This window comes from Mesorhizobium sp. M0185 (assembly GCF_040322175.1).
Classification (GTDB): Bacteria; Pseudomonadota; Alphaproteobacteria; order Rhizobiales; family Rhizobiaceae; genus Mesorhizobium.
On record NZ_JAMYSY010000006.1, the window covers coordinates 1 to 22,654 of the forward strand.

The window sequence follows — 22,654 nt, forward strand, 5'->3', positions numbered from 1 at the left end:
GGGGTGCTCCCCCCCCCCTTTTGGGGGTGGGTGGGGGGGGGGCGCGCCGCCCCTGGGTGGGGGCACCCGCGCCTCACCACCCCCGCGCTCGGGCCGCTGCGGGGCCACCTCTCCCCCGCTTCGCGGAGGGCGAGGAACCCAGGTCCTGAGAGTTCGAGGATCACCCTGCGTCGCAGAGGCGCGTTTCGACCATTTCGCACAAATGGTGGTAGAGGCACAAATGCCCCTGCTGGATGATCGGCGTCGAGGTCGAGGGTACGTTGAGCAGGATGTCGGAGAGCGGCTTCAGCTTGCCGCCGGTGTCGCCGGTCAGGCTGACCACCGTCATGCCCATCATGCGCGCCTGTTGGGCGGCGGCGAGGATGCTTGGCGAATTGCCGCTGGTCGAGATGGCGAGCAGCACGGCGCCCGCCGAACCATGCGCCTCGACCTGGCGCGCAAACACCGTGTCGAAGCCGTAATCATTGCCCCAGGCGGTCAGCACCGCCGCGTTGGCCGGCAGCGCGATGACGTTGTAGGCCTTGCGCTCCCTGAGGAAGCGGCCGACCAGCTCGCCGGCAATGTGGATGGCATCGCTGGCCGAGCCGCCATTGCCGGCTATCAGCAGCGCCTTGCCCTGCGAAAGCGCGGCGACGACGGCGCTGACGGCCCGCTCCATCTCGCTGGTCAGGTCGCGCTCGACCATCGCCGAAATCGCGGCCGCCGAGCGGGCCAGGTAATCGTTCAGTTCGGACATGAAACCCTCAGTTCCCGGCGCGCAATCTGCCGATAGTGCCGGTCGTGCTCTTGCCGGCGACGAGGTCGACCAGCACGACGCGTCCGCCGGCCTTCTGCACGACATCGGCGCCAACCACCTGATCGACCGTATAGTCGGCGCCCTTGACCAGTATGTCGGGGCTCAGCGCCTCGATCAGCGAAAGCGGCGTATCCTCCTCGAAGATGACGACGGCGTCGACCGAGGCAAGTGCTGCAAGCACGCAGGCCCGGTCATGCTGGTCATTGACCGGGCGTCCCGGCCCTTTCAGCCGGCGCACCGAGGCATCGCTGTTGAGGCCGAGCACCAGCCGGTCGCACTGGCTGCGCGCCGCATGCAGCAGGCTGACATGGCCGGCATGCAGGATATCGAAACAGCCATTGGTGAAGCCGACGCTCAAGCCCTCGTCTTTCCAGCCCGCCACCAGCCGCGCAGCGGCGGCGGCATCGAGGATCGCATCCAAGTGGGCGACCGGACCATGCGAGCGAAACAGCGCACCGGTGAGTTCCTCGATCGTCAGCCGCGCCGTGCCGCGCTTGCCGACGACAACACCGCCGGCGGCGTTGGCGATCGATCCGGCCATGACACGATCAGCCCCTGCTGCAAGAGCCAGCGCGAAGGTCGCGATTACCGTGTCGCCGGCGCCCGAAACGTCGAACACTTCGCGCGCCTGCGTGGCGATATGGCGGGCGTCGTCCGCACCGATGACGCTCATGCCCTTTTCGCTGCGCGTCGCGACGACGAAATCGAAACCGTGCGCCGAAATCAGCTGGCGTGCCGCCGCCTCGATTTCGTCATCGGCAAACACTGCGCGGCCGACCGCCTCGCCGAGTTCCTTGCGGTTGGGCGTGATTGCCGTCGCGCCGGCATAACGCGCATAGTCGCGGCCCTTCGGGTCGACCAGCACCGGCTTGCCCGCTTGCCGACAGATCGAGATCAGCTCGCCGGCGACGCCGTCGAGCAGCACGCCCTTGCCATAGTCGGACAGGATGACGATGTCGGCGCGTGCCAGCGCTTCGCGAAAATGCCCGACCAATGTCGCGCGCTCGGCATCGCCCAGCGGCTTGATTTCCTCTTCGTCGAAACGCAGCACCTGCTGGTTGAGCGCGCTGAAGCGGCTTTTGGACGACGTCATGCGATCGGCATCCTGCGCCAGCCCGCCGGTGTCGACGCCAAATTCGCCGAGCATGCGCACGAGGTTCTTGCCGGCCTCGTCAGCGCCGATCACCGAGACCGGTATGACGGCAGCGCCGAGCGAAACGATGTTGGCGACGACATTGCCGGCGCCGCCCATCGCCAGCGTTTCGCCGCGCCCGTGCAGCACGGGGATCGGCGCTTCCGGCGAAATGCGCTCGATCACGCCGTTGACGAAACGGTCGAGGATGAAATCGCCGACCACCAGCACGGTGGCGCCGCCGAAGCGCGAGATGGCGCGGTGAAGAGGTTCGGGAGAGGGCAGCTTGATCATGTCAACGCGCGGGAGGGCCGATTTTCGGTGACGGGAAATTCAATTGGCAGGGCGGGCCGTTCATGGCGATGCCGATATACCGCAATTTCAGCCGACGCAACGGCGGGCCTTCGACCGATCGCGGCGGCGAGACAGTGCGTCAGCTTTTCTGCAACGCGACATGCACGCCCAGTCCGACAAGCACCGCACCGCCGGCGCGCCGCATCAGGCGCTGCGCCCGGCTCGACTGCCGCAGCCTGGCAATCACCGCGCCGGCCAGTATCACGCAAACAATGTCGGCCGACGAGAACATCAAATTGACGATCGTTCCAAGCACGACGAACTGCAGCCAGACCGGAAACGCTGCCGAGGCATCGATGAATTGCGGCAGGAACGCCATGAAGAAAATCGCCGTTTTCGGGTTGAGCACCTCGACGGCGACGCTCTCGAAAAACGCGCGGCGGGCGGATTTCGGCTGAATTCCCGGCAAGACAACCTCGCCTTGCGCCTTGGCGCGAAACAAAGAAACACCGAGCCAGACCAGATACAGCGCACCGACCAGCTTGACCGCCATGTAAAGCGCCGGCACGGCATGGAAAAGCACCGACAGGCCGACGGCGGCGGCGAAGACATGAACGTAGCCGCCGAGATGGATGCCGAGCGCCGCCATCAGCCCGGACCAGCGGCCGCGCGCCATGGTTTGCGCGGCGGCATAGAGCATGGCGGGGCCGGGGATATAGGCGAAGATCGCCGTGGTGGCGAAAAAGGCGACAAGCAGTTCGGTTGACGGCATTACCTTGCTCCTGTCGCCGGTCGGCCGGCAGGCCGACTGAAACGTGACGTTTGCGGCGCCACTATGGCGCTCATCCGGCCGCCCAGCCACCTGCTTTGTCGACAGCCCGGCCCGCCTCCCCTATAAGGCCAGAATCCCACAAGGGCTACAACCGGCACAAGGTACCAGAGGCTTTCATGATCATCGTCACGGGCGGCGCCGGCATGATCGGTTCCAACATCGTCGCCGCGCTCAACGCCGAGGGTTTCAGCGACATCCTCGTCGTCGACGACCTCACCGACGGCCACAAGATCGCCAACCTCGCCGATCTCGAGATCGCCGATTATCTCGACAAGGACGATTTTCTGGCGCGGATGGAGGCCGGTGACCTCGGCCGCATCGAGGCGGTCTTCCACCAGGGCGCCTGCTCGACCACCACCGAATGGAACGGCAAGTTCATGATGGAGGTCAACTACGCCTATTCGAAGCGCCTGCTGCACGCCTGCCTGGCCCTGCGCGTGCCGTTCCTCTATGCCTCCTCCGCTTCGGTCTATGGCAGCGGCGCCGAGTTCCGCGAGGAGCCGCAATGCGAACGGCCGCTGAACGTCTATGCCTATTCGAAAAAACTGTTCGACGACTATGTCCGCCGCACCGTTTTCGATACCGATCACTCGCCGGTCGCGGGCCTGCGTTATTTCAACGTCTATGGACCGCGCGAGGCGCATAAGGGCGCCATGGCCTCTGTCGCCTTCCATCTGTTCAACCAGGTCGAGCAAGGCCAGAACCCGAAACTGTTCGGCGCCTATGGTGGTTTCGGGCCCGGCGAGCAGAGCCGCGACTTCATCCATGTCGGCGATGTCGCCGACGTCAATCTGTGGCTGTGGAAACGCGGCTCGAGCGGCATCTTCAACTGCGGCACCGGCAAGGCCCAGCCGTTCCGCGCCATTGCCGAAACGGTGATCGATACGCTCGGCCAAGGCCAGATCGAATTCATCGAGTTTCCCGACCACCTCAAGGGCAGCTACCAGAGCTTTACGCAAGCTGATATGTCCCGCTTGCGCGCAGCCGGTTACAATGGCCAGTTCCGCACAGTGGAAACCGGCGTCAGAGACTATGTCGAATGGCTGAAAGCCCAACGATCCTCGTGATCGGCCCACGCTGGGTGGGCGACATGGTGATGGCGCAGTGCCTGTTCCAGGCGCTGAGGGAGCTTCATCCGGATGCCGCCATCGACGTGCTGGCGCCGGCCTGGGCAGCACCGCTGGTCAAGCGCATGCCCGAAATCCGCCAGCAGATCGACCTGCCGCTGCAATCCGGCGCGTTCGAATTCCGCATCCGAAGGCGCTTCGGCCGCCTGCTGCGCGGCCGCTACGACACGGCCTTTGTCCTGCCGGGAAGCTGGAAGTCGGCGCTGATCCCGTTCTTTGCCGGCATTCCGCGCCGTGTCGGCCATCTCAAGGAAATGCGTTACGGGCTGCTGACCGACATCGTGCCGTTGCCCGATCGCCTGAAACGGCGCACCGCGCAGGCCTATTTCAGCCTTGCCCGTGGTGGCGCCTTCCAGGCGCCGAAGCTCGCCGTCGATCAAGCCAGCCAGGCGGCACTGCTCAGCCGTTTCGGGCTGACGGCGGCGAAATTCGTGGCAGTCATGCCCGGCGCAGAATTCGGCCCGGCCAAGCGCTGGCCGAGCGAACACTATGCCGGCCTTGCCCGCGAGATGATGGCGAAAGGGTTTGGCGTCGCGCTGTTCGGGTCGAAGAACGACGCTGAGGTGACGGCGGAAATCGCCGCGCTGGCTCCGGGCGCCGTCGATCTTGCCGGCCAGACGCGGCTCGAGGATGCCATCGACCTGATCGCGGCGGCGAGGCTCGCCGTCTCCAACGACAGCGGGCTGATGCATGTCGCCGCCGCCGTCGGCACGCCGGTCGTCGCCGTCTACGGCTCGACCTCGCCGCAGAACACGCCGCCGCTCGCCGAGCGCCGCGAACTGGTCTGGCTCGGCCTGTCCTGTTCGCCCTGCCACAAAAAAATCTGCCCGCTCGGTCATCTCAACTGCCTGAAGACGCTGGAGGTCGAACGCGTCGTGGCGGCGGCGGAGCGGCTGCTGGAAATGCCGGCCGCCGCATGAAAGTGCTGATCGTCAAGACATCGTCCATGGGCGACGTCATCCACACCTTCCCGGCGATCGAGGACGCGCGCCGCGCTCGGCCGGATATCTCCTTCGACTGGTGTGTCGAAGAGGCATTTGCCGGCATCGTGGCGCTGCATCCAGCCATCCAAACCATCCACAGCGTGGCGATCCGGCGCTGGCGCAGGAAGCTGCTCGAGCCCGGCACATGGCGGGAAGTGGTCGGCTTGCGCCGGGCCTTGCGCGATTGCCGCTACGACCTCGTCCTCGATGCACAAGGCTTGCTGAAATCGGCGCTGGTGGCGCGGCTGACGGCAGCACCGATCGCCGGGTTCGATCGGTCGAGCGCCCGCGAGCCTTCGGCAAGCCTGTTTTATGGCCATCGCTTCGCCGTGCCGCGCGGCCTGCATGCTATCGAGCGCACGAGACGCCTGTTCGGCCTGGCGCTCGGCTACGAGCCGGATTTTTCCAGGCTTGAATCGGGTATCGCGCCGCCAGCCGGAAGATCGATTCTTGCCGGCGAAAAGACCGCCTTCCTGCTGCACGGCACCAGCCGCGAGGACAAGAAATGGCCGGTCGCGGACTGGATCGAAATCGCCAGGCTTCTCGTGGCACGAGGGATGACCCCGGTCACCACCTGGTCGAACGACCGGGAACAGGCGGTTGCCGAAGCGATCGCCCACGCCGTTTCGCAAACCGTGGTGGTTCCCAGGTCGCCGCTAGCCGAGATCGCCGCCGTCATCGGCGGCTCGGCGCTGGTCATCGGCGCCGACACCGGCCTGACCCATCTCGCCAGCGCTTTCGGCCTGCCGACGGTGGCGATATTCCTCGCTACCGAGCCTGGCCTGACCGGCCCGCGCGGGCCATTCTCATCGACGCTGCTGGCCAGGCCCGGCCACAGCGTCACGCCGCCGGAGGTGATGGCGGAAGCCGAGAGATTGCTGGCGCTTCGGGGGACCGGTCAGGTCAAGGTCGGTAGAGGATAGTCCTGAAAGTTGGCGCTGCCCCTCATCTGGCTACCGCCATCTTCTCCCCGTATAGGGACGGGGAGAAGGACGCCTTCACCGAAGATTTCGCCAATCGGTGGCGTTGCAGGAAACGGCGCCGAGGTTCCGGACGGCCCCTTCTCCCCGTCACTATACGGGGAGAAGTGCCCGGCAGGGCGATGAGGGGCGGCGCTACCTGACGGGATTAGGGCTCGCCTCAGATTCCTCAGATGAACTGCACCTGGACGATCTCGTAGCCCCTGGCGCCGCCTGGCGCATTGACCTCGATGGCGTCGCCGACTTCCTTGCCGATCAGGGCGCGCGCGATCGGCGAGGAGATCGAGATGCGGCCGGACTTCACGTCGGCTTCCTGGTCGCCGACGATCTGGTAGGTCTTTTTCTCCTCGGTATCCTCGTCGACCAGCACCACGGTGGCGCCGAACTTGACCTTGTCGCCGCTGAGCTTGGTGACGTCGATCACCTCGGCCCGCGCGATCAGGTCCTCGAGTTCGTTGACCCGGCCCTCATTGAGGCTCTGTGCCTCTTTTGCCGCGTGATATTCGGCATTTTCGGATAGGTCGCCATGCGAGCGCGCTTCGGAAATCGCCTCGATGATACGCGGCCGCTCCTGTTGCTGGCGCCAGCGCAGTTCTTCCTTCAATGACGCGAACCCCTCGCCTGTCATCGGGACCTTGTTCATAATGCCTGACCTTTCCTGCCGCCGCCCCCGCAATCGGGAGCGACCTTGTCGATGGTACAAAAAGAAAACGGTCCGGCAGCCTCGGGCTAACGGAACCGTCTCACCACAATTTCGCAAGATATAGCAATCTTCGCGGGTTTTTCACGTCCAAAAAGTCGGTTTTTGAAAAATCATCCACCGATTGCACGGCTGACCCCACGTCAAGCGGGGGTTTCCAAGATCGTATCGTGTACCGTGATGCCAAATCTCGGTTGTGGCCAACATGTGCAGCACAGCAAAAAACCGGCTGCGATCGCTCACAGCCGGTTATGAGGAGCGTTCCGGAGGATCAGCTCCTCATGAAATGATCGATCTGCTCCGACAGCATGCCGTATTCGCGAGACCCCTTGCCCGTGCGCTTCTCGATCTCGCGGAGCTGTTCCTGGGCGCCGGCAAGATCGCCGATCTGCAGGTGCGCCTCGCCGAGATATTCGCGCACCAGCGTGTAGTTCGGGTCGATGCGCAGCGCTTCCTCGTAATAGCCGAGGCCGACGGTGACGCGGCCGGAATGGCGGTGCGAATAGCCGAGATAATTGAGGATGCGCGGATCCTGCTTGTTGGCGGCGAGGCTGAGCACGGCGATCGCCTCGTCGTAGCGTCCATCCATCGCCAGCGCGCGACCGGCATCGTAGATGCTGTCGTCGTCCAGCATGCCTTGCTTCGGCGAGACGCATTTCTTCTGTTTCTTGTCCCACGCCTCCCCCTTCTTGCACTGGGACTGGCCGCCGCCATTGCCGCCGCCATTGCCGCCGCCACCGCCACCTCCCCCGCCTTCACCAGCCGAAAACGCCGGAGCCGCAATCAGCGGCAGGGCGGCGATGGCCATGGCGTAAATCAGCAATCGTCTGCGCATCGAATTCTCCTTTGAACCTGACAATGCAACACTAACGCCGGGCCAACGCCGTTTCGTCCCGGAAAATGTCATCCTATCTCAAAACCGCGATCTCTCCCAGCAAGGCCATCTTATCCCGGGAAGAGTGGGCATCGGAAATCATGCTTCACGATCAACGCCGCCGCGCAAGATAATGTGACGAGCGCTGCAAATCCGCTATCATCGGGCCGACCGAGCACGAAGCAGGGAGACGGCCGGTGCAGCAACGCGTTGAACGAGACTGGGAGCTTTCGATCGGTCCCGACACCGTGCGCCTGTTCATCCTGAAGGCGAAGGCGCTCAGCGCCGCCGTCAACGAAGACTATGCCGACGGCGCCGAGCACGAGGTAGAGCTCGACGGCAACGCGCACGACAACCACCATCATGACGGCCTTGCCGAGGAAAGCTCCGAAGATCTCACCGAAGAAGAACTGCGCGAGCTGATCGATGATCTCAATGTCGACGAAGCGGCTGAACTGATTGCGTTGGCCTGGGTCGGCCGCGGCGACTATGACGCGACGGAATGGACGGACGCGCTGTCCGCCGCCCGCGAGCGCGCCAACAAGCGCACGGCAAAATATCTGCTCGGCATGCCGCTGCTGGCGGACTGGCTCGAGGAAGGCCTGGAAGCGATCGGCGCGTGACGGCGCGGTTACCGATTGTGATCGGCCGCCCCCCTCGCTCAAGGCAACTTCCCTGCATTCTGGCCGTTGCGATGTAATGGCGGCGTTTGGCTTTTTCAGATTGGGCAGATTGCTGCTGGCCGTTGCGGCTACGCCGCTGGCGGGACCCGTTTTAGCCAAGGCACCCGACCTACCGCAAACTGCACCGGTTCCGCAGCTCAACCAGCAAGTCACTCCGCCCCCACCAACCGAGATCCCGGTCCCCGAACCGCGCCCGGAGGATGCTCCGGAGCCGCCGGCGATTGCACCGCAGCCGCCCGAAAAGCCGGCACGGGCTGAGCCGCCGGCAAGCCCACCAGGCGCGCCACCAATCCCGGCCGAGGCAGACGAGAAGGCGGAGCAAAAAATCCTTCCTGATCCTCGATCGGCCGCCATTGCCGGGAAAGAAATGCCGGCCGAGGAATTGGCCTGCCGCAGGCGGCTGAAATCGATGGGCGTCGATTTCGAGGAGCGCAAGCCCGAGCATGATACGGCGGTCGGTTGCTCGATCCCCTACCCGATCGTGCTGAGGACGCTCGGCAAATCCATCGCCATCGGCCCGGAGCCCGAGCTGAATTGCCAGATGGCGGAAGCGGCCGCACGCTTTGCTGCTTCGGTCATCCAGCCTGCCGCAAAGGCCGAGTTCGGCGCGGATATTAAATCGATCGGCCAGGCCTCCGCCTTTGTCTGCCGGTCGCGCAATGGCGGCGGCAAATTGTCGGAGCACGCCTTCGGCAACGCGCTCGATATCGCCAGCTTCAAGCTTTCGGACGGGAAGGAGATCGATGTCGGCCCCGCGCCGCCGGAAAAGGACGCGAAATTCCTGGATACAGTGCGCAAGGCGGCCTGCGGGCCGTTCAAGACCGTGCTTGGCCCCGGCAGCGATGCCGATCATTCGCTGCATCTCCACTTCGATCTCGAACCGCGCCGCAATGGCGGCACGTTTTGCCAATGACCTTGCCTATGGGGGCGCCGCAATTTGGCCGCAGGCGTGAACGGCGCCGCTGATTTTTCCTTTACTCTTCAGGTTTAGAGTCTGTGCCATCTAGGGACAGGAACCCTTCCGATGGCCGGGCTATTTCGCGCTGCGCTTGCCGCTGTGCGGCACACAGAATGCGCGCGCATAGCCGGCAGGCTTGCCGCCCTGCTTGCCATTGCGGGGGTCTCCGCCTGCAATACCGGCAGCGTGCTGTCGCTGCAGCCGGCCGTCGATGTCGGCAGCCAGACCGCTGCCGTCCCGCCCAATTCCGACCCGCAATATTCCGGCGCGCAAGATTCCGGGCCGCAATATTCGGGTATGCAGCGCCTCGTCCCGTCCAATCCCTTTATGACGGCCGCCTATCCGCGCCTGGACAACCCGATGTCGCCGGCCGAACAGCTGCCGGCCACAGAGATCGATTGCCGAAAGGAGCTGAAACGCCTCGGCGTCGTCTACACCGACGTTGCACCGATCCATGAAGGCCAGTGCGGCATCGACTATCCGGTCAAGGTCTCGGCCATCGGCAGTGTCGAGATGAAGCCGGCCGCGACGCTGACCTGCGACATGGCCGCCACCTTTGCCGGCTGGACCAGGAACGAACTCGTGCCGTCGGCCCGCTGGCGCTATTTCTCAGGCGTCAAGACCATCCACCAGGGCTCGAGCTATTCCTGCCGCAGGATTGCCGGCGAAGGTGTTTTGTCGGAACACGGCAAGGGCAATGCGCTCGACGTGATGAGCATCGAGCTTAACAATGGCGACGACATCGACGTCCGCAAGCCCGGCCTGTTCGCCTTCCGCACGCGCGGCTTCCTCAACAATGTCCGCGCCGATGGCTGCCAGTATTTCACCACCGTGCTCGGCCCCGGCTACAACTACGACCACCGCAACCATTTCCATTTCGACATCAAGAACCGCAAGAACGGCTATCGCGCCTGCCGCTGATTGCAGCCCCTGCCCAAGACTTGCTGCGCCGGTTAAGATGGTGCGCAGACGCTTGGGTGGTGCCTCTTGAGCCAACGAAGCCTTCGACGACGTGTAACGACCTGGCTGGTGGCATGCTGTGCCGCTTATCTTTCGCTCGCCTATTTCGCCGCGCCTGAGTTCTGGACGTTACGGGACCGCAATTTTCGCAATCAGCAATTCGAGATGGTGACGCACACGCCGCAAGGCATTCCGGGCGATCCGATCAATGTCGGCCTGGTCGGCATGAAGAAGGAGCTTGTCCATGCTTTTGCCGTCGCCGGCTGGGATACGGCAGACGCGATCACGCTGAAGACGGCGATCGAGATCGGCGAAAGCGTGCTGTTTAACCGCCCCTATCCCGACGCGCCGGTCAGCCGGCTGCTGTTCGAAGGCCGCGCCCAGGACCTAGCCTTCGAAAAGCCGGTCGGCGACAGCGCCGATCGGCGCCACCACGTCCGCTTCTGGCAGACCGATGCGACCGGAGACGACGGCCGGCCGCTTTGGCTTGGCTCTGCAAGCTTTGACCGCGGCGTCGGCCTCAGCCATGACACCGGCGCGATCACCCATCATATCGGCCCCGACATCGACGCCGAGCGCGACGGGCTGATGCGCGACCTCTCCGCCGCCGGCATGCTGATCTCGACCAGCGAGATACCAGGCGTCGGCGCCACGAAGACCGGGCGCAACGGCGAAGGCGATCCCTATTTCACCGACGGCAAGGCCATCATCGGGATCCTGCTGCAACTGCCGTAGGCGCGCAATCGGCCTTCCCGTCTGACAGCCATTTCGTCCCGACGGGTTCAGGGCACGGTGATCACGATCTTGCCGAACGGTCCTGTCTCCAGACGCTCAAATGCCTGCGGCACCTCGTCGAAGCCAAACACCTTGTCGATCACCGGCTTGATGGCAAGCGTCTCGATCGCCTGGTTCATTCGCTCGAAAGCGCGGCGGTGGCCGATCGATATGCCTTGTACGACGATCCGATTGCGCAGGAACGGAATGATCGGGAAACTGAGCTCCATGCTGCCGAGAAGGCCGATGAGCGACAGCCTGCCGTCGGCGCCCAGCGCATTGAGCGAGCGCCGCGCATTGTCGCCGCCAACCATTTCCAGCACATGGCTGACGCCGGCCCCGTTTGTCAGTTCGCGCGCCGCCTCGTCCCATGCCGGCTGGCTGCGATAATTGATCCTCTTCCAGGCGCCGAGCGCCTTCGCCCGCTCGAGCTTCTCGTCGCTGCTCGAGGTGATGATGGTGCGCAGGCCGAAGGCGGCGGCAAATTGCAGCGCAAACAGCGACACGCCGCCGGTGCCCTGGATGAGAACGGTTTCGCCCGGGATCGGCTTGGCCTCCTCGACCAGCGCGAACCACGCCGTCAGCGCCGCAATCGGCAGCGTCGATGCCTCGACGTCGCTGAGCTGCGGCGGCGCCGCCACGGCGGCATCCTCATGAAAAAGCACATGCTCGGACAGCATGCCGGGCAGTGACGAACCAAGCGTATGCTTGTGCAGCACCGGCGGGGCGTCGCCGTCCGGCCAGTCGGCGATCACCTGGCCGAGCACGCGCTGCCCGATGCCGAAGCGGCTGACTTCGCTGCCGGTGGCGACTACTTCGCCTACCGCGTCCGATGTCGGCACGAACGGAAAGCTGAGGTCCGGTATCAGCACGCCATCGACGATCATCCTGTCCTTGTAATTCAGCGATACCGCTGTGACTCGTACCAGAAGATCATGCGGCCCGGGTTGGGGCAGCTTTCCATCAGCCGGCTTCAACCCTGGACAGGCCGAAACCGTTCATCTGCCAGGATCTGTTTTCGGTGCTCATTTGGTTCGCGCTCCGTGGTTGATGATTGCGCGAGACATTTACGCCGTTTCACTATGGAGAAAAGTGCTTCCATGTGGCATGTTCTGCAACAGATTAAGGAGCAAAACTCTACAATAGGAGCGCTTCATTGGAATCAGCCAATTTGCAAGGCATCGTCGCATTCGCTCACGCGGTGGAGGCCGGCAGCTTCACCGGCGCTGGCGCACGGCTGCATGTCACCAAATCGGCGGTCGGCAAGTCGATCGCGCAGCTGGAACAGCGATTGGGCGTCCGCCTGCTCAACCGCACCACCCGCAGCCTCAGCCCGACCAGCGAAGGTCTGAGCTATTACGAAGCCTGCGTCAGGGCGCTGGCCGAAATCGAAGCCGCCCAGTCACTACTCGCTTCCCGCAAGCAGGTGCCTTCCGGGCGGCTGCGCGTCGACCTGCCTTTGGCCTTCGGCCGGCGATGCGTCGCCCCGGTGCTGTTCGACATTTCGAAGCGCTTCCCGGATCTGACTATGGAAATCTCGTTCAACGACCGGCGCGTCGACCTGATCGAGGAAGGCATCGACCTGGCGGTGCGTATGGGCGACCTCGACGACAGCTTGTCGATCGCCGCGCGCCGCATCTATGCCCAACGTTCGGCCATCTGCGCCGCCCCCGCCTATCTCGACGCCCATGGCAGGCCGCAATCGATCGAGGACCTGGCCAGGCACAGCCTCATCGGCTACGGCCGCGACGGCACGGTCCATCCCTGGACCGTCAGGCATGTCGACGGCCGTCTCGAAAAATTCGCGCCCAAGGCGCGGCTGGTGCTCGGCCACGGCGAACCGATGCTCGATGCGGTACTGGCCGGCTGCGGCATCGTCTATCTGCCGACATGGCTGACGGCCGACAGCATCAGGCGCGGCGAGCTCGAAATGGTTCTGTCGGACTGTCTTGTCGAAAACACCGTGGTGCATGCCATCTGGCCGGTAACACGCAATCTCGCGCCAAAGGTGCGCGTCGTCGTCGACGCCCTGATCGAGCATTTTTCCGCGCCGCCCTGGGATGCGGCATGGGTGCCGCCTGATTGCCCGGCTCGCTAAATTTAAAAAGCGCGACCCGTCCTATTTTCGAAAACCGCGCGGCAATGCTATGGACCCGGCATGCTTTATGCTGAAATTGCCATCGTGGTCGTCCTCATCTGCGTGAACGGCCTTCTGTCGATGTCCGAGCTCGCCATCGTCTCGTCGCGGCCGGCGCGCCTTAAGACGATGATCGACCGCAACGTCAAGGGTGCCGGCCGGGCCCTGGCGCTCGGCGCCAATCCGGGAAAATTCCTGTCTTCGGTGCAGATCGGCATCACTTTGGTCGGCGTCTTGTCCGGTGCCTTTTCCGGCGCCACGCTCGGCGAGCGGCTGGCCACCTCCCTGGCGTCGGCCGGCATCCGCGAAAGCCTCGCCGATCCGCTCGGCGTCGGCATCGTCGTCGCCCTCATCACCTATGGCTCGCTGATCATCGGCGAACTGGTGCCCAAGCAGATCGCATTGCGCGACCCCGAAAGGGTAGCCGTCAGGGTCGCCCCGGCAATGACCATCCTCGCCAGCGTCTCGGCGCCGCTGGTCTTCCTGCTCGATTTTTCCGGCCGCGCCCTCCTGTGGCTGCTTGGCCAGCGCGGTCAGAGCGAGGATAAGGTCACCGACGAGGAGATCAAGATGCTGGTCGCCGAAGCCGAGCACCACGGCACCATCGAATCCGACGAACGGCGGATGATCGCCGGCGTCATGCGGCTCGGTGATCGTGCTGTGCGCGCGGTGATGACGCCGCGCACCGAGGTCGACTGGATCAATCTGCAATCCGACGAGGCGGCCATCAGGAAGCTGCTGATGGACACCCAGCATTCGCGCCTGCCGGCCGGCGACGGCGGCGTCGACGCCATGATCGGCGTCGTCCAGACCCGCGACGTGCTGGCCGCAATGCTTGCCGGCCGCGCTCTCGACCCGCGCCGGCACGTGCGGGCCGCGCCAATCGTGCATGACCAGGCCGACGCTCTGGACGTGCTTGCGACGCTGAAGGAATCCGACGTGCCGATGGCGCTGGTGCATGACGAATACGGCCATTTCGAAGGCATCGTCACCCCGGCCGACATACTGGAAGCGATCACCGGCGTATTCCGTTCCGACCTCGACGCCGGCGACGAGGAAAACGCGGTCAAGCGCGAGGACGGCTCATGGCTGCTCGCCGGCTATATGCAGGCCGACGAGATGGCAGAGGTCCTCGGCATCGACCTGCCTGAGAGCCGCGATTACGAAACCGTCGCCGGCTATGTGCTGTCGCATTTGCACCATCTGCCGGCGACCGGCGAATGTGTCGACGCGCAAGGCTGGCGCTTCGAGGTCGTCGACCTCGACGGCCGCCGCATCGACAAGCTCATCGCCACCCGCCTGCCCGGCCGCCACCGCGAGGTGGTGCGGTAACGATCGACGCGACTTATGGGCTATATGCTGGCGGCGACACCGCTCGCACGTCAAAGTTGATTGGGAATACCGCCTATGGTCGACCACCTTTTCGCCGACCCATATCTCGCTGCCGTCTACGATGCCTGGCACCCGAGATCTGCGCGCGACGACTATGATTTCTACCTGCCCCGCATTCTAACAGCAGACGCGGTGCTTGATGTCGGATGTGGAACGGGCACCCTCCTTCACGAGGCACGCTTGGCCGGACATTCAGGGCGGCTCTGCGGCATCGACCCAGCACCCGGCGTGTTGGATCGCGCACGAACGCGCGCGGATATCGAATGGGTTCTCGGCGATCTCCAATCGGCCGGCTGGACAGCCGAGTTTGATCTCATTGTGATGACGGGGCACGCATTCCAGGCCCTTGTCAGCGACGAAGACCTGAGGGATTTCATGGCGGCTGTCCGACACGCCCTTGTGCCAGGCGGATGCTTCGCGTTCGAAACGCGGAACCCTTCGGTGCGGGCGTGGGAGCACTGGACACCCGAAAATGCGGTGGTCGTTGAGCTGCCTGACGGGTCGCTGGTGCAGATCACAACAGAGGTGATCACGCCGTTCGATGGACAGACGGTGACATTCACCCACAGGTTCGGCGGAAAGCATCCGAGCCTTCCGCAAGTTAGTCGCAGCACCTTGCGATTCCTCGAGACGGACGCCTTATCGAGCCTGCTGGGGAACGCGGGGCTACGGATCGAACAGCAATTCGGCGGCTTTGACGGCAGCCCACTTGGCCCTTCGAGCCCAGAGATCATCACGTTCGCGACGAGATGAAAAGGAGCATCCGCTCTCCAGCCCTGCAAGCAACGACAACTCGCGGACCCATTGCGGACGTGGAGCCGTATTTCGCGGGGACTGCCGCCGACCGCAAGTCAGAGCCAAGCTTGGCAATCGCAGGACTCAGCGATCAATCGATTGCCTCGATGCCTTGTGCCTTCAGCCGTTCGAGATGGTCCTTCATCTCTTTCAGCCGCTCGGGCGAGTGGCCCTGCCACTCGGTGACCTCGCCGGTGATCCTGAGCGGCTCGCGGCAGCGATAGGACTGCGTCGGATTGCCGGGAAATTTCTTGTCCGTAAGATTGGGGTCGTCCATGATCGGGCCGGTTGTTTCCACGATGTAGATCCTTTCGCGTCCGTCACCGGCGGCCAGTTCTGCACCCCAGATAGCCGCATCCAGAGTGCCGGTTAGATAGACCCAGGCTGCCTGCTTTCGCACGCCGTAATTGGAGCTGTAGCCGGCTTCGATCAGGTCTCCCGGCTTAAGATCGGCCCGGGTGCCGTGGTAGAATTGGCGCGGCTTCGCGGGGGCTGTCATCGGCTCATCCTCGCTGTCTCAGGCGTCATGGTGTTGTGGTGCGCACTATTTCATGCACGTCATCGAATCAACCGTCTGGCCGTGCGGTTATCGGACGTCCTCTCATTCCGGTCGTCCCGCCCAAAGTACGCTACCAGTCGGCTGCCGGTGCGGGTATTATCGGCGCCCTGTACGTCACTATGGTGGAAAAATGGATCTGCAAGCCTTCAGGGATTCGATTGCAAAACCACAGCCGCCAGCCGGCTTGAGCCCTGCCCTGGAGGCGCTGTGGTGGGATGCAAAGGGCGATTGGGCTAAGGCGCACGAGTGCGCGCAGCAGCGCGACGACACGGCGGGCATGCACGTGCATGCCTATCTCCACCGCAAGGAAGGCGACCAGTCGAATGCGGAATATTGGTATCGCCGCAGCAACGCGGCGCCGTCGACCTTAACGCTTGACGAGGAATGGCAAGAGCTGGCACGTACACTTTTGCAGCAAAGCTGACGCTTGCTCAGTCATCGTAAAATAGCCGGTCCTGCATCCACTCTCCGGGGTTTCAGCTGGCGCCCTGTGGCTTGTCCCTGCCGTTCCATTCCGCATTGCGCGCCTGCGCCTCTTCGGCGATCAGCTTGAACTCCCGCATCTTCGCAGCTTCGATGGCGAATGCGCGGCTTGGCAGGACGCCAGGGTCCTCCTGACTGTTCTGAAACTGAAAACGGGCCTCCAGTTCGGCCCATATTCGCTCGGGTGCCGTATCCTTGCTGGCAAGCAGCGCAACGACCAGCGCCAGAGTCTCGCGCTGGGCGTTCAGCCGCCCTTCGATCTCTTCATTCGGCAATTCGGACATGCGGGTCGCTTCCGGTTTCTGGCTCAACGGCAAAATCGCACCCTTGTTCCGGAATTCGGGGCTGGCGCGGTCCGGCTGGGCAGCAGATGCTCGCAATCGCAATCGAGATGACCTCTCCTCCTCGATCCTGTTGACTCGGCCGATGGCACTTCTCGCGCCGCTTGCGTCCAGCCTCTTCGAATGCAGCATGCGGACAAATCTTGAGAGCCTGAAGCGAATTGTCGAGATCGCAGCAGGTGATGCTTTGTTGCAGACTGACCCGCAGCCGACGCTCGGCGGTCTGCCCCGCAACGATCAAAGCCTGTCATCGAGAACGACCATAGGCTGCTGCGAGCACCGGAACAGCTGAGAAGCCTTGGCGTTGTTGGCATCTGGGATCTCGAGCGGACGCTATGAAACCTTCTGATTTTTAAGCCGTTATCGCCGGATGCCCGAGGCTAAATTTAAGCTGAAATCGGTTGACGGCGCCCAATCGCGCGATGCCGAGAAGTCGCGCCACGAGAAACAATCGCCTGTCGAAGTCGCGTCCGAGGTCGTCGGCGAGCCCGCGCCGCCGCCGGATGTCACCGAACCCGATCCTGAGCTGACACCTGAAGAGGCCGAGCGGGCGCGCAAGAGATACCTGCTCAAGCGCTTCTGGATCAGCGCGCGCGGTTACTGGGGCGGCAGTGGCGACAAGGTCGCCTGGCCGTTGACGATCGGGCTGTTGGTCCTGATCGTCGCCAATGTCGGCTTCCAGTATGGGATCAATGTCTGGAATCGCGCAATTTTCGACGCCATTGAGCAACGCAATGCCCACACCGTATATTGGCTGAGCGCCGTATTCCTGCCACTCGTGCTCGGAAGCGCCAGCCTTGTGGTGGCGCAAGTCTTCTTTCGCATGAGGATACAGCGCCGCTGGCGTTCCTGGCTCACCACCGCGGTCATCGCGCGCTGGCTCGCAAGCGGCCGCTACTATCAGCTGAACCTCGTCGGCGGCGATCATAGCAACCCCGAAGCCCGCATCGCCGAGGATTTGCGGATTGCCACCGAATCGCCCGTCGATTTCATCGCCGGTGTCATCGTCGCATTTCTGTCGGCCTCGACCTTCATCGTGGTGCTCTGGACGATCGGCGGCGCCCTGACCCTGACGATTGCAGGTTCGACCGTCACCGTTCCCGGCTTCCTGGTCATCACCGCAGTGCTCTATTCCGCGATCACGTCCACTTCGATGGCGGTCATTGGCCGCCATTTCGTCCACCTCTCCGAGGGAAAAAATCAGGCGGAAGCCGAGTTCCGCTACACGCTGACGCGCGTGCGGGAAAACGGCGAGAGCATCGCATTGCTCGGCGGCGAGGAGGAGGAGCGCAGCGGCGTGGACAAGACATTTGCCCATGTGCTCAGGCAATGGGCGCTCCTTGCAGGTCAGCACATGCGCACGGCGCTGGTGTCTCAGGGGTCGAGCCTGTTTGCGCCTGTCGTGCCGGTCTTGCTTTGCGCTCCAAAGTTCCTCGAAGGCAGCATGACACTTGGACAGGTCATGCAGGCTGCCTCGGCCTTTGCCATCGTGCAGGGCGCGTTCGGATGGCTGGTCGACAACTATCCCCGTCTCGCCGATTGGAACGCCTGTGCACGGCGCATCGCCTCGCTGATGATGTCGCTCGACGGGCTCGAGCGGGCGGAACAGAGCAACACGCTGGGACGCATAAAGCGCGGCGAGACCGGCGGCGATGCGATGCTCAGCCTGAACAATCTCTCCGTGTCGCTCGACGACGGCACCGCCGTGGTCAAGGAAACCGAGGTCGTGATCGAACCAGGCGAGCGGGTGCTCGTCGCCGGCGAATCCGGCTCGGGCAAGAGTACGCTGGTGCGGGCCGTCGCGGGTCTGTGGCCATGGGGTAGCGGCAGCGTCAACATCCGCGCCGACAGACGGTTGTTTATGTTGCCGCAACGGCCCTACATCCCGACCGGGACGCTTCGCCGCGCTGTCGCCTATCCAGGCGCCGCCGACAACTGGACGCTGGATAAGATCAAGGCTGCCCTCGACAAGGTGGGACTCGACTACCTCAACGACCGGATCGAGGAGGACGCGCCATGGGACCAGATCTTGTCGGGTGGCGAAAAGCAGCGCCTCGCCTTCGCGCGTCTTCTGCTGCACCGCCCCGATATCATCGTGCTGGACGAGGCAACGTCGGCACTCGATGAGAAGAGCCAGGACAAGATGATGGAGATGATTATTCGCGAATTGCCGAAGGTCACCATCATAAGCGTAGCGCACCGCGCCGAGCTGGAGGCCTTCCACAGCCGCAAGATCACATTGGAGCGGCACAAGGGCGGGGCAAAACTTGTCAGCGATATCGAACTCGTCCCGCGCAAGGACAGACGGAACTTGCTCATGCGCCTTCTGAGGCAACGGCGCGCCAACGGAAAGCCAGCGCGACCTTGAGCAAAGCGGCGCTGCCCTACGCAAAGAGTGAGGCCGCCAGTCGGACCAGGCGGACCATCGCCGGTTCGAGTCACTGCCCGCATCTGGTCCTGAAAGCACCAGCCGTGGTACCTTATTCCGGGCAGCTGCTGCTGTCGGAACGTCGATGGCACGAGCGCATTTCCATGTCCGGTGCAACGCCGAGGCCAGCTGTGAAAAACCCGGGTTGATTTCAAAAGCCCAGATTGATTTCGAAAGCAAAGGGACCAGCAATGACAATCGCCAAGAACACGATCTGCCTTTGGTACGACAAGGACGCCGAGGCTGCGGCCCGCTTCTATTCCGAGATTTTTCCCGACAGTTCGGTGAAATCCGTCCACCGCGCTCCCAGCGACTACCCGTCCGGCAAGGCAGGCGACGTGCTGACGGTCGAGTTCACGGTCGCCGGCATCCCCTGTCTCGGCCTCAATGGCGGGCCCGCGTTTAAACACAACGAAGCCTTCTCCTTCCAGATCGCCACCGACGATCAGCAGGAGACCGACCGCTATTGGAACGCAATCGTCGGCAATGGCGGCCAGGAAAGTGCCTGCGGCTGGTGCAAGGACAAATGGGGCATCTCCTGGCAAATCACGCCGCGCGTGCTGACCGAAGCCATGGCCGCCGGCGGCGATGAAGCAAAGCGCGCATTCGAGGCGATGATGGAGATGAAGAAAATCGACGTTGCAGCGATCGAGGCGGCGCGGCGCGGCTGACAGTTCGGGGGTGGCCCGACGCGAAAAGATCAGGGCAGAGCGGCCGGAAATGCTGCCGGCCCATCATCTCCAGGCAGGCGTGCGATGGTGCTGAACTGCGCTGCGTTTTACGACGCCGAACTGCGACGGCACAACGAGGTCTTCAGGGCTGCGGTCAAGGTGGGAACGCGCGATCGCGTGCTCGATATCGGATGCGGTTCGGGACAATCCTCTCGTGATGCTGCCCGTGTCGCGGTGGAAGGCAGCGTGCTCGGCGTGGACGTATCGGCCGAGATGCTCGAGATCGCCCGGAAGTGTAGCGCGAAAGAGGGATTGCGAAACGTCGCCTTTGAGCGGGGCGATGCGCAATTGTTGGTATTTCCGCCTGCCGGTTTCGATCTGTGCATTAGTCGATTTGGAGTGATGTTCTTTGCCGACCCCGCGGCGGCGTTCGCCAACATCGGCCGGGCGTTGCGACCAGGGGCGCGTCTTGTATGGATGGTATGGCAGTGCGAGGGCCGCAACGAGTGGGCGACTACCATTCAGCGGGCGATTGCGCCGGGGACCGCCATATCGGCGGGCGCCGCCACCCCGTTTTCGCTTGGCGACCCCGCCATCACCGCGGAGATCTTGCGTGCATCCGGTTTTGTTTCGGTGGACTTTGCCGAAGTGCATGAGCCGGTCTTCTACGGCCAGGACGTCGATGCGGCCTATGACGCTTTGCTTGGCCTGCAACTGGTCAAGGATCCGCTCGCCCGCGCGGATGTGGATGTCGACGCGGCGCTGCGGCGGTTGCGCGATCTGCTCGACGCACATTTGACCGCGGACGGTGTGCTTTTCGACTCGCGTGCCTGGATCGTCACCGCGTTTCGGGCGAGCGGATAGTAACCACTCGATGTAGACGATCCTGTTCTCTCGGCCTTCCCGTCAGTCCATTTGCGGCGCGACTTCTGAGAGCAGCCAATCCCGAAAAGCCTTGACTTTGCGCTGACGGATCGCCTCTGGCGGGTAGACGAAATAGAAGCTGGAGGGGGATTTCAGGGCGTGGCCGAAGGGGCGGACGAGTCGCCCGGCGGCAAGGTCGGCCGCAACGAGCATGGTCCGGCCGAGCACCACCCCCTCGCCTTGTGCGGCCGACTCCATGGCAAAGGTGGCAGAGTCGAAGGTAATCCCGCTCTGCGGGTCCACGCCCTCGACCCCGGCGCTTGCTAGCCAGGTCGCCCAGTCGATCGGAAAGCTGTCGCGGATCAGCGTGTGGTGTTTGAGGTCCTGAGGCGTGCGGAGCGGATGTGCACCCTCAAGAAGCTTTGGGCTGCACACTGGAAACACCTCCTCGCCGGTGAGGAACTCTGACGTGAGCCCCGGATAGTTTCCGTTGCCATAACGGACGGCGACATCGATGCCGTCGCCGAGGAAGTTGGTCAGCTTCCCGCTTGTCGAAACCCGCACATCGACGTCGCCATGCGCACGGTGAAAGCGATAGAGGCGCGGCACCAGCCATCTGCCCGCGAAGCCATCGGAGGTGCTGACGTTCAATGTCGAGCTCGAATAGCGGGCTGTTGCTGCCGCGGTGGCGGTGGCCAACTGGGCGAGCGCCTCGCGCACCGCCCGCGCATAGGGCTCGCCAACGGCTGTCAGACTCACCGAACGCGTACCGCGCTCGAACAGCTGCACACCGAGCTGATCCTCAAGATTCTTGATCGCCCGGCTGATCGCACCGTGGGTGACATGAAGTTCCTCTGCCGCCTTGGAGAAACTCAACAGGCGCGCCGCAGCCTCGAAACTTGGCAAAGTGGTGAGGGGAGGCAGCTTCCGGGGCATGGATCGATACCTGTACGTGTGAGTGATGCTCACAGATTGTCGCCGATAAGTCGTTTGTCGTCCAGGCCAGAAGCCGGCATGTTTGCTCGCGTAATCAGTCATTCACCGCCGCTGCAAAAGGCGAGTTTGATGTGACTGATACTCTCGCTGACGAAAGTCGCGGGGCAACTGCTGAAACCAAAACTGCCGCCACTCTGGGAGAGCACCATGAACGCCAAACGAGTTGAACCCATCGTCGACGTCCTGACCGGCATGGCCGGCCGCATTCTCGCCTCGAGCAGCCGGCGCCGGACCGGGCGGCAGATTGCACGCTTCTCGACCCGCCGGCTCGAAGACCTCGGGTTTGCCCGCGACTGGGACGGTTCGGTCTATCGGCCGTCGGACCACCGCTAGCCTGAACGAAAGCAACAGCGGACAGGCTCTTCGCCAAAGATCGCTGTCGCAAGGAATTAATGGAGAACGGACATGGCCACCATCCACCCATTCCTCTGGTTCAACATCGACGCGGAGCAAGCCCGCGATTTCTATCTCTCGGTCTTCAAGAACAGCAAAGCGCTCCAGACCATCGAATACACCGACTGGGTGTCCGGAACCAACAAGACGGTCCCGCATGCCACCTTCGATTTCGAGCTCGAAGGACTGCACCTTACTGCGCTCAATGCCGGGCCGCAGCCGCCCTTCAACGAGCGGCTCTCGCTTTACATCGAGACCAGGGACCAGGCCGAGACCGACTACTACTATGAGGCGCTCACCGCCGGCGGCGGCAAGGCACAACCCTGCGGCTGGCTCACCGACAGATACGGCGTCTACTGGCAGGTCATCCCGGAAATCCTGCCGCGGCTCAGTGCCGATCCGGATCGCGAAAAGGCCAACCGCGTCCGGCAGGCGATGTACGGGATGCGCAAGATCATCATCGCCGACCTCGAAGCCGCCTATGCGGGCAAGGCCTGACCCT

26 protein-coding genes are annotated in these 22,654 nt (G+C 63.5%); 17 read left to right on the forward strand and 9 right to left on the reverse strand.

Annotated elements, in window-relative coordinates; all coding sequences use genetic code 11:
• Positions 1–160 precede the first annotated feature (160 nt).
• The 3 genes from NKJ20_RS06735 to NKJ20_RS06745 all read right to left on the reverse strand — a co-directional run bounded on the left by NKJ20_RS06735 (position 161) and on the right by NKJ20_RS06745 (position 2,994).
• Complete coding sequence (locus NKJ20_RS06735) at positions 161–736, reverse strand: D-sedoheptulose-7-phosphate isomerase (RefSeq protein ID WP_352586848.1); 576 nt, start codon at positions 734–736, stop codon at positions 161–163.
• A 7-nt stretch (positions 737–743) separates the two neighbouring features.
• Positions 744–2,222, reverse strand: coding sequence for a D-glycero-beta-D-manno-heptose-7-phosphate kinase (gene rfaE1 / locus NKJ20_RS06740; protein ID WP_352743201.1), 1,479 nt, complete (start codon positions 2,220–2,222; stop codon positions 744–746).
• Positions 2,223–2,361: 139 nt separating this feature from the next.
• On the reverse strand, positions 2,362–2,994 hold the full coding sequence (locus NKJ20_RS06745) for a LysE family translocator (RefSeq protein WP_352743203.1): 633 nt from the start codon (positions 2,992–2,994) through the stop codon (positions 2,362–2,364).
• 176 nt (positions 2,995–3,170) lie between these two features.
• On the opposite strand from NKJ20_RS06745, the gene rfaD reads away from it, so the two are divergent.
• The 3 genes from rfaD to waaC are packed head-to-tail and all read left to right on the forward strand — an operon-like array spanning position 3,171 to position 6,087.
• Positions 3,171–4,121, forward strand: coding sequence for an ADP-glyceromanno-heptose 6-epimerase (rfaD, locus tag NKJ20_RS06750; RefSeq protein WP_352450437.1), 951 nt, complete (start codon positions 3,171–3,173; stop codon positions 4,119–4,121).
• On the forward strand, positions 4,094–5,101 hold the full coding sequence (gene waaF, locus NKJ20_RS06755; protein WP_352743205.1) for a lipopolysaccharide heptosyltransferase II: 1,008 nt from the start codon (positions 4,094–4,096) through the stop codon (positions 5,099–5,101). Before rfaD ends, waaF begins: the two co-directional genes overlap by 28 nt.
• Positions 5,098–6,087, forward strand: coding sequence for a lipopolysaccharide heptosyltransferase I (waaC, locus tag NKJ20_RS06760; RefSeq protein ID WP_352743207.1), 990 nt, complete (start codon positions 5,098–5,100; stop codon positions 6,085–6,087). Before waaF ends, waaC begins: the two co-directional genes overlap by 4 nt.
• Before the next feature lie 226 nt (positions 6,088–6,313).
• Here the strand turns inward: waaC and greA are convergent, their stop codons facing one another.
• Both greA and NKJ20_RS06770 read right to left on the reverse strand, forming a co-directional pair.
• Positions 6,314–6,787, reverse strand: a complete 474-nt coding sequence (greA, locus tag NKJ20_RS06765) for a transcription elongation factor GreA (RefSeq protein WP_023719113.1) — start codon at positions 6,785–6,787, stop codon at positions 6,314–6,316.
• Between the two features lie 328 nt (positions 6,788–7,115).
• Positions 7,116–7,679 (reverse strand): tetratricopeptide repeat protein, encoded by a 564-nt coding sequence (locus NKJ20_RS06770; protein WP_352743209.1) that lies wholly within the window; start codon positions 7,677–7,679, stop codon positions 7,116–7,118.
• Positions 7,680–7,915: 236 nt separating this feature from the next.
• Between NKJ20_RS06770 and NKJ20_RS06775 the strand changes: the two genes are divergently transcribed.
• From NKJ20_RS06775 to NKJ20_RS06790, 4 genes are all read left to right on the forward strand, one after another.
• Positions 7,916–8,341 (forward strand): DUF3775 domain-containing protein, encoded by a 426-nt coding sequence (locus NKJ20_RS06775; protein WP_023678354.1) that lies wholly within the window; start codon positions 7,916–7,918, stop codon positions 8,339–8,341.
• A gap of 100 nt (positions 8,342–8,441) precedes the next feature.
• Positions 8,442–9,314, forward strand: a complete 873-nt coding sequence (locus NKJ20_RS06780; RefSeq protein ID WP_502900816.1) for an extensin-like domain-containing protein — start codon at positions 8,442–8,444, stop codon at positions 9,312–9,314.
• A 111-nt stretch (positions 9,315–9,425) separates the two neighbouring features.
• Positions 9,426–10,280 carry an extensin-like domain-containing protein gene (locus NKJ20_RS06785; protein ID WP_352743213.1) on the forward strand — a complete coding sequence of 285 codons (855 nt, stop codon included), beginning with the start codon at positions 9,426–9,428 and terminating at the stop codon, positions 10,278–10,280.
• Positions 10,281–10,346: 66 nt separating this feature from the next.
• Entirely contained in the window at positions 10,347–11,054 is a 708-nt protein-coding gene (locus tag NKJ20_RS06790; protein WP_352743215.1) for an LssY C-terminal domain-containing protein, read from the forward strand.
• A gap of 47 nt (positions 11,055–11,101) precedes the next feature.
• Here NKJ20_RS06790 and NKJ20_RS06795 read toward each other — a convergent pair whose 3' ends face one another.
• Complete coding sequence (locus NKJ20_RS06795) at positions 11,102–11,980, reverse strand: zinc-dependent alcohol dehydrogenase family protein (protein WP_352743217.1); 879 nt, start codon at positions 11,978–11,980, stop codon at positions 11,102–11,104.
• Positions 11,981–12,249: 269 nt separating this feature from the next.
• Here NKJ20_RS06795 and NKJ20_RS06800 point away from each other — a divergent pair, with 269 nt between their 5' ends.
• From NKJ20_RS06800 to NKJ20_RS06810, 3 genes are all read left to right on the forward strand, one after another.
• Positions 12,250–13,191, forward strand: a complete 942-nt coding sequence (locus NKJ20_RS06800; RefSeq protein ID WP_352743219.1) for a LysR family transcriptional regulator — start codon at positions 12,250–12,252, stop codon at positions 13,189–13,191.
• Between the two features lie 60 nt (positions 13,192–13,251).
• Positions 13,252–14,562 carry a hemolysin family protein gene (locus NKJ20_RS06805; protein WP_352743221.1) on the forward strand — a complete coding sequence of 437 codons (1,311 nt, stop codon included), beginning with the start codon at positions 13,252–13,254 and terminating at the stop codon, positions 14,560–14,562.
• Between the two features lie 75 nt (positions 14,563–14,637).
• Positions 14,638–15,375 (forward strand): class I SAM-dependent DNA methyltransferase, encoded by a 738-nt coding sequence (locus tag NKJ20_RS06810; protein WP_352450450.1) that lies wholly within the window; start codon positions 14,638–14,640, stop codon positions 15,373–15,375.
• A 133-nt stretch (positions 15,376–15,508) separates the two neighbouring features.
• Here NKJ20_RS06810 and arr read toward each other — a convergent pair whose 3' ends face one another.
• Positions 15,509–15,916 (reverse strand): NAD(+)--rifampin ADP-ribosyltransferase, encoded by a 408-nt coding sequence (arr, locus tag NKJ20_RS06815; RefSeq protein ID WP_352743222.1) that lies wholly within the window; start codon positions 15,914–15,916, stop codon positions 15,509–15,511.
• Between the two features lie 190 nt (positions 15,917–16,106).
• Here arr and NKJ20_RS06820 point away from each other — a divergent pair, with 190 nt between their 5' ends.
• On the forward strand, positions 16,107–16,400 hold the full coding sequence (locus NKJ20_RS06820) for a hypothetical protein (protein WP_352743223.1): 294 nt from the start codon (positions 16,107–16,109) through the stop codon (positions 16,398–16,400).
• A gap of 52 nt (positions 16,401–16,452) precedes the next feature.
• Here NKJ20_RS06820 and NKJ20_RS06825 read toward each other — a convergent pair whose 3' ends face one another.
• Entirely contained in the window at positions 16,453–16,743 is a 291-nt protein-coding gene (locus NKJ20_RS06825) for a hypothetical protein (RefSeq protein ID WP_352450454.1), read from the reverse strand.
• On the opposite strand from NKJ20_RS06825, the gene NKJ20_RS06830 reads away from it, so the two are divergent.
• The 4 genes from NKJ20_RS06830 (at position 16,742) to NKJ20_RS06845 (ending at position 20,763) form a co-directional block, all read left to right on the forward strand.
• The gene (locus NKJ20_RS06830; protein WP_352450455.1) at positions 16,742–17,092 is read left to right on the forward strand and encodes a hypothetical protein; all 351 of its coding nucleotides are present in this window, start codon (positions 16,742–16,744) and stop codon (positions 17,090–17,092) included. The two genes, NKJ20_RS06825 and NKJ20_RS06830, sit on opposite strands and share 2 nt — an antisense overlap.
• A 78-nt stretch (positions 17,093–17,170) precedes the next feature.
• The gene (locus tag NKJ20_RS06835; RefSeq protein WP_352743225.1) at positions 17,171–19,168 is read left to right on the forward strand and encodes an ABC transporter ATP-binding protein/permease; all 1,998 of its coding nucleotides are present in this window, start codon (positions 17,171–17,173) and stop codon (positions 19,166–19,168) included.
• 257 nt (positions 19,169–19,425) lie between these two features.
• Entirely contained in the window at positions 19,426–19,899 is a 474-nt protein-coding gene (locus tag NKJ20_RS06840; protein WP_352450557.1) for a VOC family protein, read from the forward strand.
• Positions 19,900–19,983: 84 nt separating this feature from the next.
• Positions 19,984–20,763: a class I SAM-dependent methyltransferase gene (locus NKJ20_RS06845; protein WP_352743227.1), complete on the forward strand. Its 780-nt coding sequence runs from the start codon at positions 19,984–19,986 to the stop codon at positions 20,761–20,763.
• Positions 20,764–20,805: 42 nt separating this feature from the next.
• Here the strand turns inward: NKJ20_RS06845 and gcvA are convergent, their stop codons facing one another.
• Positions 20,806–21,699 (reverse strand): transcriptional regulator GcvA, encoded by an 894-nt coding sequence (gcvA, locus tag NKJ20_RS06850; RefSeq protein WP_352615639.1) that lies wholly within the window; start codon positions 21,697–21,699, stop codon positions 20,806–20,808.
• Between the two features lie 207 nt (positions 21,700–21,906).
• Between gcvA and NKJ20_RS06855 the strand changes: the two genes are divergently transcribed.
• Positions 21,907–22,092, forward strand: a complete 186-nt coding sequence (locus NKJ20_RS06855; protein ID WP_352567970.1) for a DUF1127 domain-containing protein — start codon at positions 21,907–21,909, stop codon at positions 22,090–22,092.
• Positions 22,093–22,164: 72 nt separating this feature from the next.
• Positions 22,165–22,650 (forward strand): VOC family protein, encoded by a 486-nt coding sequence (locus NKJ20_RS06860; protein WP_352743229.1) that lies wholly within the window; start codon positions 22,165–22,167, stop codon positions 22,648–22,650.
• Positions 22,651–22,654: the final 4 nt, after the last annotated feature.